General features: G+C 48.9%; 8 protein-coding genes. 4 read left to right on the top strand and 4 right to left on the bottom strand.

Features of this window, described 5'->3' with window-relative positions; genetic code table 11:
• From LAT75_RS06135 to LAT75_RS06120, 4 genes are all read left to right on the top strand, one after another.
• A partial coding sequence (locus tag LAT75_RS06135; RefSeq protein WP_291481755.1) for a CheR family methyltransferase occupies positions 1–2247 on the top strand: 2247 nt, incomplete at its 5' end.
• Positions 2244–3944, top strand: a complete 1701-nt coding sequence (locus tag LAT75_RS06130; protein WP_291481754.1) for a PAS domain-containing sensor histidine kinase — start codon at positions 2244–2246, stop codon at positions 3942–3944. The genes LAT75_RS06135 and LAT75_RS06130, both read left to right, overlap by 4 nt.
• A 132-nt stretch (positions 3945–4076) precedes the next feature.
• The gene (locus tag LAT75_RS06125) at positions 4077–4487 is read left to right on the top strand and encodes a response regulator (RefSeq protein WP_291481753.1); all 411 of its coding nucleotides are present in this window, start codon (positions 4077–4079) and stop codon (positions 4485–4487) included.
• Between the two features lie 558 nt (positions 4488–5045).
• The gene (locus tag LAT75_RS06120; RefSeq protein ID WP_291481752.1) at positions 5046–6806 is read left to right on the top strand and encodes a PAS domain S-box protein; all 1761 of its coding nucleotides are present in this window, start codon (positions 5046–5048) and stop codon (positions 6804–6806) included.
• An 89-nt stretch (positions 6807–6895) separates the two neighbouring features.
• Here the strand turns inward: LAT75_RS06120 and smpB are convergent, their stop codons facing one another.
• The 4 genes from smpB to LAT75_RS06100 form a co-directional block, all read right to left on the bottom strand.
• Positions 6896–7360, bottom strand: coding sequence for an SsrA-binding protein SmpB (smpB, locus tag LAT75_RS06115; protein ID WP_291481751.1), 465 nt, complete (start codon positions 7358–7360; stop codon positions 6896–6898).
• A gap of 184 nt (positions 7361–7544) precedes the next feature.
• Positions 7545–7931, bottom strand: a complete 387-nt coding sequence (locus tag LAT75_RS06110; RefSeq protein ID WP_291481750.1) for a hypothetical protein — start codon at positions 7929–7931, stop codon at positions 7545–7547.
• 156 nt (positions 7932–8087) lie between these two features.
• Positions 8088–9302, bottom strand: a complete 1215-nt coding sequence (locus LAT75_RS06105; RefSeq protein WP_291481749.1) for a site-2 protease family protein — start codon at positions 9300–9302, stop codon at positions 8088–8090.
• Between the two features lie 27 nt (positions 9303–9329).
• Complete coding sequence (locus LAT75_RS06100; RefSeq protein WP_291481748.1) at positions 9330–10556, bottom strand: arginine deiminase family protein; 1227 nt, start codon at positions 10554–10556, stop codon at positions 9330–9332.
• Positions 10557–10659 lie beyond the last annotated feature (103 nt).

Raw genomic sequence — 10659 nt, 5'->3', positions numbered from 1 at the left:
GATGTGGACCGCACCGCACTTGAACAGGCAGGCACCGGCTACTATCCTGACAGCATTGTTACAGATCTGGACCCCGAGCTGCTGCTCAAGTACTTTCACCGCCACGACAGCGGTTTTCAGGTGAATGAGAGCATAAGAAAAACCATTGTTTTTGCTACCCATAACCTGCTTAAAGATCCGCCGTTTTCCAAGCTCGATCTGCTTATCTGCCGTAACCTGTTCATATACATAAAACCGGAAATGCAGCACCGTTTGCTGTCGTCCTTTTTTTACAGCCTCAGCCCCGGAGGATATTTGTTTCTGGGCAGCAGCGAAACACTCGGCAGCATGCATGAGGGCTACGATACTATCGATTCCAAATGGAAAATTTACAAGGTGCGCAACGGGTACCGCCCACCCATCATGCAGAGTATCAGCCGGCCGACTTACATGCAAAGCGATAAGCCCGCTGCGAAAGCAGGCCCGAGGCGCAACGGCGACCTGTTCAGGATGGATAAGGTTACGGAAAAGCTGCTGGAGCTGCTGGCACCGGCTTCGATAATCGTTGACAGTAATGATCAGATTGTTCACATCATAAATAATGTGAGCAGATTTATTTCTTTCAGGTCCGGGCGGTTTTCAAATAATCTGTTTAATAACCTCAACCCTGATTTCGCAGTTGTGATAACAACGCTGCTGCATCGCATGCGCAAACACGGGGAAGGCCTTGTGCTCAGCGAAGAACTCACTGATATACCTGGTTTTGAAGCGGATGTTGTACTGCTTGAGGGCAGGTTGGTTGATATTTCAGATGTTCAGTATGCCGTCATTTCTTTTAAGCTGAAACATCAGGAAAAAGATAAGACCGCTTCAGGAAGTGTGAATGAAGCAGCAGGTCGCAACGATGCCGGAAAAGCAAGCCGTTTGTCCGCGAGAGCAGACGCGCTCGATCTTCAAAATGAACTTAAGCAGGTGAAAGAAAACCTGCAGGCTACTGTAGAGGAGTTGGAAACCTCAAACGAAGAACTCCAATCGAGCAATGAAGAACTGATTGCCTCTAACGAAGAGCTGCAGAGCACTAACGAAGAACTGCAGTCGGTAAATGAGGAGCTCTTCACTGTAAATTACGAGTATCAGAGCAAAATTGATGAGCTCACCAAAACCAATAACGACATCAATAACCTGCTCAAAAACACCGAAATCGGAGCGCTTTACCTGGATACCAAGCTCTGCATCCGTAAGCTTACCCCGCTTGTTGCTGAAATTACGCATATTCTGCCGACCGATATCGGGCGGCCCATGTCGCACATTTCGGTGATGAATATTTACCCGGATATGCTCGACGACATCAACTTCGTAGCAGAAACCCTGCAGGCGCGTGACCGCGAAATTCAGGCGCTCGATAAGCGGGTGTTTTTGGTAAGGACCCGGCCTTACCGTACGCAAAACAACGCAGTTGAAGGCATTTTACTTACCTTCGTGGAAATCACGCGTGTAAAGGAAGAACAGGCCCGCTACAGGGATGTGGCCGGAAAGCTCACACGTGCCCTGGAGCTCGGGCAGATGTCATGCTGGAGCTGGAACCCGGATACAGACGAATTTAAGGCCGATGATCCGCTTCCCCAAATGCTGGGCTACCCCAGAGATGCATTCCCTGCTACTTTAAGTGCATTCGGGCAGCAGCTGCACCCTTCGGATTTACCCGATTTCCAGAATGAAAAACAGCGTATGCTTTCCGGAAAAAACCAGAAGTGGGAAGAAATATTCCGGATTAAGCATGCGCAGGGGCATTATATCTGGCTACGGCTGAGTGCAGGCCTCAAATCTGCTGTAAGGGAAGATAAAACTGCAAAACCGGTGGTTGACGGTGTTTTTTCAAATATCTCCGGGCTTCAGGAATTAAAGAACCAGCGGAAAATTTATAGCCTGGCCATAGCGGGAGTGTTAAACTCGCTCGGCGCGCCGGCTTTAATTATAGACCAGGATTTCACTGTTATTCAGCAAAACAAGCTCTTTTCAGCTATGGCAGAAGATGTAGTAATGTCGGTACTCACCCATCCTGACTGGAAGTTCGGTTTGGGAGGAAAGTACGATAGTATTAAGGCTTTTCTGACTTCCGGCGGGGCAACCGGCGAAATAGAAAACAGCAGTGTATATTATAAAGACAAGCTTGTTTTTGAAGGAAAGATAAGTTTTATGACATTTAACGACGGTCAACTCAGTCATGGCGGGTTGCTTGTCTTTTCCAGAACAGAGGTTGAACAATGAAAGAATATTCAAAACAGGAACTAACACAGCTAATTGAAAACGTCAGTTTTATGAAGGGCCTTAATCTGGAAGAACTCCGGAATAAGCCAATCGATCATATTCTTGAAACTATTTCCATTTATCATCAGGAACTTGAGTTTCAAAACAAGGAGCTGGTTCGTGCACAGGAGGCCATCACCCGTTCAGAAAAAAAATATGCCGAACTCTTTTATCAGGCACCTGTTGGCTATGTGATAATTTCGGATGAACGGGAAATTTTGGATGTCAATAAGGCTTTTTGTGATCTTTGCGGCTACTCAAAAGCTGAGCTGGCACATAATACCATCACGGATTATATCCATCCCGATTTCCAGGATCAGTTTTATTTGTTTGTTTATCGCCTTTTCAGGGGAAAAAAAGCAGATCAGCAGCCTGCTCAAAGTATCGATTTGAGGTTGAACGGTAAGTATGAGCAACCCTTTGTGATGCTTTCAGCTTCGGCAACAGTGCTCACCGACTCAGACGCAGATGCCCTTAAGGTTTACAAGATTACGGTTACGAATATTGATGCCCAAAAGCGCAAAGAGCATGCCCTAAGTATCAGCGAGGCCAAGTTCAGAACCCTTGTGCGAAATGCGCCCGTAGGGTTCCTAATTGCGGATGATGAAGACAGAATTGTGTACATGAACAACCACTGCTCACAACTTACCGGGTATAACCCGGATGTTCTTTCGGATATGGCTGCTTTTTGGAAAAAAACGGGCGGTGAGAAGGAGGGTGAACCAATGGAGAATTGGGCTGTTTTGAAACAGGAGGCCCGCAGCCACACGGGCTGCTCAAAAATCTACATCAGCACTTTTCGTCGTGCCGATGGCAGCAGCCTGTACCTTGAGCTTAGCACAATCGCACTTGGGGATTTGTTTATTTTATCGTTGGTTGATTTAACGCAGCACCACAAGCTGGAAGAAACCCTCAAGAAGGCAAACAGAGACCTTGAAGTTCTGAACCAGCAAAAGCTGAAGCTGCTGTCAATCATCGGCCATGATTTGCGTACCCCAATTTCGAGTATTCAGGGCTTTGCAGACCTGCTGCATGAAGACCTTTCGGAAGGAAGTTTTGATTCCGCCCTGAAGTTTGCTTCAATTATACAGAAGGCAGCACAAAAATCGATGAGCCTGCTGCTTAACCTCGTTGACTGGGCCCGTATGCAGCGAGAAGGCGTCGCATTTAATGCCGCTTTACTTAACCTCAATGAGATGGTGGAGGAAACCAGAAGTTTCTTCAGGGAAGTTGCCGCACAGAAAGAAATAGCAATACATCTTGAAGCCGGTCAGCAGATTCAGGTTGTTGCGGATAAACAATACTTGCAAACCCTGCTCAGAAATCTGCTCAGTAATGCTGTTAAATTCAGCTATCCGAACCAAACAGTAAGTTTGAGGTTAGATCTCACAGACGACGGAAGCTCAGCTGTAATCGAAGTTCAGGATAAGGGCGTTGGCATTGATGAGGACCAAATACCGATGCTTTTTGAGCCCGGTACCCGGTACAACAGAAGCGGTACAAACGGTGAGCAAAGTGCCGGACTTGGCCTTATTTTATGCAAAGAAATAGTAGATTTGCACAAGGGCTCACTTTCAGTTAAGTCAAGCCCGGGAAACGGATCGGTTTTTACCGTGAAACTACCCTGTAATATCTCAGAATTCAGCCGCAGTTTGTGAGTTGAAAAATTCTGCCAAAGGCGGAATGATGATAATTTTATTTTAAGCTGTTTTTTGCAAACAGCTGCTTATTTTAAGCTTTAAAACACTATTTTCTGATAGCAGTATTTCAATACCTAACAAGCGAAGATAATGGATAAAAAAGAGACCGAATTTCTATTGGTTGATGACGACAGAATAGTTCTGATGCTGCATGAAGCATCATTAATTAGAAATAAACTTTGTGCAAGCCCGAAGTCTTTTACCAACGGTCCGGATGCGCTGCAATACATTCGGGCTAACTACGATAGCGGAAAAGATTTCATAGTTCTGCTCGATATCTACATGCCTGAGATGGATGGCTGGGAGTTTATCGAAATCCTGAGGGATGAAAACAAGATTGAACGTACCCACGTCATCATTGTAACTTCCTCAGTTGATATCCCCGACCGCCTGAAAGTAGATGACTATCCCGAAGTGCTTCATATGGTAATCAAAGCCCTAAAAAAACAGGATATAGAAGAGATAAGGCAGCATCCTAAGCTTTCTCACCTGTTGATGTAAGTTGCAGGCAGGCTCTTCTTGAAGTGTTGGTTTCACAATTATTGTTTGATAACCGGTTAGCCCCGAACCTTGATTAAACTTTCATCGGGAATATATATGGTTAATGTACCGGAAAACCTTTATTTGCCAGCATATATATTTAACTCCCGTACTATAGTTGCGGTAGTTTTTCAGGCAAACGGAAAACTGCTGCAAACCAACGCTTTGTTTAACAGCGCATTTGGCGTAAGCGATAAAGGTGTTTCAAAGCGGTATTTCCCGGAATTTGTCAGCCCGCAGGATAAGCCGCTTTATGAAAACGCGGTAAAACAATGCCTCGAAACTGAAGTTGCTACAGTAGCTGTTCAGCTTAGGGCTGTGCATACGGGTGGCAGCTTCACAGAAAGTTTCTCCTGGGAGTTTTCAAAACTCCCAGCGAGGGGAGCGGAAGGAAGTAAAATTTTAGCGTTGGGAACCGGTTTAGCTGAAGGTTCTTTAGCGCAAGCAAACTCCGGATCTAAAGAAGCTCCCCTCGGGCCCGGGCATATTACGGCACACTCAGCCGCTGATCGTTCTTGTTTGCCCGACTATACAAGTTATGAGACCGCCCTTCAGGAGGAGAAACGATTTTCAGAAACCCTCGTGAGTTCACTTCCCGATCTCGTTTTCCTTTTTGACGGGCAGGGAAGGTGTCTCGATGTAAGGGGCTCAACGCAAAACCTCCTGCTGCCCGAAAGTGAAGTGCTCGGTCGCAGGCTTTCTGAAATGATGCCGGCAGATACAACCGCTTTACTTTTTAAGCTTATCAAGGGTGCTCTTGAAGGCAATACGGCATCAGCCGCTGAGTACACCTTTACTTTAAAGGGCGAAGTATATTACTTCGAAAGCCGCTGCGTGAAATTTGATGAAAACCGGGTGATGATGCTCGTTAGAGATATCAGCAGCCGGATTAAAGCAGAAATTGAGCGGGATAACCTGCTTGCGGAGTATGAGGTTCTGTTTGATAGTAATCACCTTGCCATTTTCCTGATAAGTGTGGAAAATGAAGGCCGGTTTGTTTACATGAGAACGAACAAAACGCATGTCGAAACTACAGGCCTTACCCCTGAAGTGCTCTGGAATAAAAGCCCTGAGGAAGTATTCGGCGAATCATTCGGTTCCGAAATATCAAAAAACTACCAAAAGTGTATCCGAAAAGGGGATACCTTGATTTACGAAGAGGAGCTTGAGCTGCCAGCCGGCCGAAAAAACTGGCTTACAGCACTTAAGCCGGTGCGGATTAACGGGCGTATTGTTTTCATAATCGGTTCGGCGGCAGATATCACCGAATTAAAACAAAATGAGAAGGTGCTGCTAAAGCAAAAGGAACAGCTTGAGCAAATCAGTGAAGTTTCGCGCGTGGGCGGCTTTGAGTATTTTCCGAAGGAAGAGCGTTTGTTTTGGACCCGTATGACCAAAAAAATTCATGCAATGCCCGAAAATTATCAACCGGATATTGCGGCGGCTTTTTCGTTTTTCACTAAACCCGAACATCGCAATAAGATTGAAGCTGCTGCTTCTGAAGCTATCTTACAAGGGAAACCTTACGATCTGGAACTGCAGATTACAGACGGCGACGGAACCGAAAAATGGATAAGGGCAATCGGTACCACAGCCTTTGAAAACGGAGAGTGCGTGCGGCTGTACGGCACCTTCCAGGATATTGATGCGCAGAAGCGTCTCGAACGTCTCAGCCGGGCAAATGAGCAGCGTTATATGAATATTTTGCAGGCAGCTCCCAACGGTATGGTTGTAATTACGGATATGAAGATCGATTACATCAACCCGTCGGGTCTCGTTTTGCTTGGCGCCGGCAGGATGGCAGATGTTGTGGGTAAATATGTAAAAGAACTGGTACACCCGGATGATTACCTCTTGGGCAGCCTGAAAATTATTGATATGATTAACGGAAAGCCGGTGAAGTTTCCGCATGAACTGCGCCTGATAAAGAACGACGGCAGCTTCATTGATGCTGAAATTACCGCTGCTTTTCTTCCTTCCGTAGAAACACCTGCACTGCTTGTTATTTTCTCCGACATTACCGAACGCAAAAATAACCGCAGGGCTATAGAAGAGCAAAACAGGGTGCTCCGGCAAATAGCCTGGGAGCAGTCGCACGTGGTTCGGGGACCTGTCTCAAGGCTGATGTGCCTGGCCGATGCAATCGAAACAGCCGATTTTCAAATCATTTCTCAAAAAGAGATGCTGGACGGAATTGTTCAATCGGCTCAAGAACTGGATGACATCATCCGGGATATTTCAGATAAAGCCAATCGTCTGCTTCACCCTGAGGCTTTTTAAAGGGTTCCGTTTAATGCCCGGGTAGCTGAGCTGACCTTAATCGTCGGTTTTTCGAACGGTACTGATGCCGCAGGCTGTATGTATGCGGTTTAAAGGTGCTGCTTGATCTGCCGCTCGGTTTCCCGCTTCACATCTTTTTCGGCAATGGAAGCCCGTTTGTCGAACATCTTCTTCCCCTTCGCCAGCCCGATTTCGACTTTGGCCTTTCCCTTTTTGAAATAAACCTTCAGCGGCACAAGGGTGTAGCCTTTTTGCCTGAGGGCGGTATCAATCTTGCGGATTTCGTCCCGGTTAAGCAGCAGCTTTCGCTCGCGGCGGGTATCATGATTGTTGTAGCTCCCCTGATCGAATTCCTTGATGTAAAACTCCTTCAGCCAGACTTCCCCGTGATGAATGTAGGCAAATGAATCGGTGAAGCTCGCATGCCCCGCCCGCAGCGATTTAACCTCGGTGCCCTGCAGCACAATACCGGCTTCGAAGGTTTTCTCAATGTTGAATTCAAAAAACGCTTTCTTGTTTTTAAGCGTCGGGACAGTCTTTTTTTGTTCGGCCATGGCCTTTTCTCTCTGGAATTGCTGTTTGTTGGGGCTTTTGGTGATGCGCGTTGCTTCCGGAACACCGCAAAAGCGGAACCTCAAATATAAAACAAAAAGCCGGACTTGTGTCCGGCTTTCAGAAATGCCTTAAAGGGGCAGCCGGCATATGTGAAAGCGCGCCGGCTATGCGCGATGAACCGGCTTATTCAGCCACCCCCTGAGGGATGTCGCGGTTCATCGAGCGGTAGATGTCCTCAATCTGCCGGATGTTCGCCTGTGCCTGCCGGTTTTGCGGGTCGAGCTCGAGTACCCTGCGGAAGTGCGAAAGCGCCATGGGCATGCGCTCGGTCATGTGGATGGTTTCGGCGTGGTACATCAGCCAGGTGCCGAAGTGCAGGTGTGTGTCGCGGAGCAACACCATGATTTCCGGATCGGCTGCATCTTCCTGCCGCAATTTGCCGAGGGCTTCTTCGTAGCGGTCCTCATCCACCAGGAACTGAACCTGCATCACCAAAGGCCCATCGGGCACAGCATTTTGCCCGGCAGCATCCGGCTGGTTTTGCGAGCCGGCATCGGAGCAGGCGCTCATTATAGTCAGTAAAAAAATTAGGGTAGCAAATACTTTGGTCAGCTTACTTGGTTGAAGCATAGAAGCAGTGTAATCAGGTTAGATGAAAGTTTGAGAAGTTACATGCGAACAGTGAAGCGCGATTAAAAGTGCCGGTTGTATGTACGTACAGCGGCTCTACAGAACATAAATTGGCGTGGGGCTGATGCACAAAATAAAGATCAGCATGGTAAGCCAGCCGAGGATGCGGCGGCCGCGACCCAGGGGTTTTTCGAAATAAACGGGGGGATGTTCAATCTTCACGAAATATACGATAAACAGCGTGAACATAATCCATACACCGAAGCCGGAACCAAAATTGGTGCCCTGTGTGAAATAAAAAACGAATGAGGAGATCAGCAGGGAAACACTCCAGATGCTCAGGCTCCATACGGGATCGCGGTAGTAGGCTTTCCTGATGAGCAGGAAAGAAAGCATCGCCCACAGGAACCAGCCGAGGTTAAGATGCTCGGGCAGCCACAGCCCGGCGAGCTGATTCAGCAGCGGGAGTGCTGCAAACCCGGCCATGGTAATCACCGCTCCGAAAAACAGCCGCGCAACTTTCTGATGCTTCCGGTAGCCGATAAGCGAATACAGGATGTGCCCGCCGTCGAGCTGACCTACGGGCATCAGGTTGAGGGCGGTGAAAAAAAGGCCGAGCCAGCCGGCCAGCAGGAAGGGGTAGTGATACATTTCCCACATGGGCGGGGCGTTATCGAAAAAGGAGGCGAGAAAGCTGTACAGCAGCGTTTCGCCGAACATGATAATTTCGGAGCCTTCCGGCGCGAGGGGGTCGTCAGGGAAGCTGCCGTGCTGCTGCACATAGGCCACAACTTCATCGTGCATCTCGAAATTGGCCAGGAAATCCGGCTCGGGCAGGGTTGCGAAGCCGTACAGCAGAATGCCCAGTGCCACCACAAAACCGGCCAGCGGACCCGCAATACCGATATCGTACAGCTTAATAGTATCGTTGATCTGCTCCTTGATCTTGATGACAGCACCGAGGGTTCCGATGGGCGAAATGAGCGGCAGCGGTATGAAGTACGGCAGGCTTGCCTTCACCCGGTGATACCGGGCCGCGAAGTAGTGTCCGAACTCATGCACGCCAAGGAAAAGCAGCAGCAGGAAGGCGAACAAAACGCCTTCCCAGAGAATCAGATCGCTGATGCTTTCGGCCCGCGCGGTATGGCCTACGAAAAACAGGCCTCCCATGCTCGCCACCGAAATAAAGGTGGCTACAAAAAGCAGGCTGTGTCTGATGATGGCTTTTTTGCCGGTTTCTTCGTTTTCCGGTTGTGTGATGCCCTCTGTGAGGTCAACGTACACCACATCTTTATCGTCGGGTTTGCTCAAAAATCCTGCTTTTTGCGTGCTAAAATGTTAAACAACCGCCCGTGAAAACGGCTGCGTCATACACCGGGCGCCACCGCGACCCCGGCACAGTTCGTGGCCTTCAAAAGTTATAACCATTTTCCCGCATGTGGAAATGTCAAATGAACCGTCGCTGTAGTTTTTAACGAAGTCTTTACCGGCAACAATTCTGTAGCCGTACTTTTCCATTTCGCGGAAAGTATTCACGTTGCGCTCGTATCCGATAATAACGCCGGGCGCAAGTGCGAAGGTATTGGCACCGTCGCTCCACTGCTCACGCTGCTGCGCTGTAGGGTCGTCGCCGCCGCACTTGATGAAAGTGACCTCATGCCCGAGGGCTTCTTCCAGCGCGTGCTTCAGGTTAGGTTTAAGCTCTGTGATGATGGAACCGTTCGATTTCACCAAAGAAACCACATTGTCCTTACGGTCGATGATGGCCGGCGGAAACACAACGCACTCGTTGTAGTTGCTGAAGGTGAAGATCGTATCGAGGTGCATCGAGGAGCGTTTCTTGGGGATATCGATGATGAGCACCTGTTTGATGCCCTTTTCCATGAGCTGCTGCGCGGCATGCATGAGCCCGCTGAAGGTCGTGCGCTCGCTCATGCCGATCAGTACGAGGTCGTCGCGAACCACGAGGATGTCGCCGCCTTCGATGCTGTCTTCCCCCGAAATGAAAATCGCGTTTTTGCGGATTTGCTCATACATCGGGTGGAAGGTCACCACGGTATCCATCATCAGGGATTCGCGGATACGTGCGGTTTTGGCTGCTTTCGAGACCACAATCACGTCGTTCACAACGGCTGCAAGGTCGCGGGTGAACAGCAGGTTGGGGGTGGGCAGCAGCTCAACAGAGGGGATGGATGGCGTACTGCCTTCAATAGTGAAGGCAGTGAGTTCGGCCGCATTCAGCTCGGCAAGCTGACTGCGGATGGGGGCGAGGTTGCCGTCTTTCTGATTGCGAACGAGGCTGTCGGCAAGGTAGGCGCGGGCATCCGGGTTTTCAAGCGTTTCGGTGATGAGGTTACGCACTTCAATAATTTTGAGGTCAGGCAGCGCGGTGCGCATCACCTGAAGCATATCGAGATGTTCGTTGCGGGCGTCGTGCTCGTAGATGATGTCGTCGAAGAGCAGCTGGTCTTTGGTTTCGGGAGATACCAGCGAGACTTCAGGCCCCGGGGTGTGGGTAATCACGCCCTGAAGCAGGCCGGTTTCTGAGGTCACACGTAATTCCATAATCGTATCAAATAGAGTCAAAAAGTGGGTTTTCAGTTGAGATGCGCAAATATAAGGGCATAGGGTGCACCAACAAACCGGCGAAAACAGGGCCTAAGTAGTT

The sequence above is a fragment of the Cyclonatronum sp. genome (assembly GCF_022565315.1).
GTDB lineage: Bacteria > Bacteroidota > Rhodothermia > Balneolales > Cyclonatronaceae > Cyclonatronum.
Note: the sequence above shows the minus strand (reverse complement) of the source record. Positions and strands in the feature narration are given on the sequence as shown.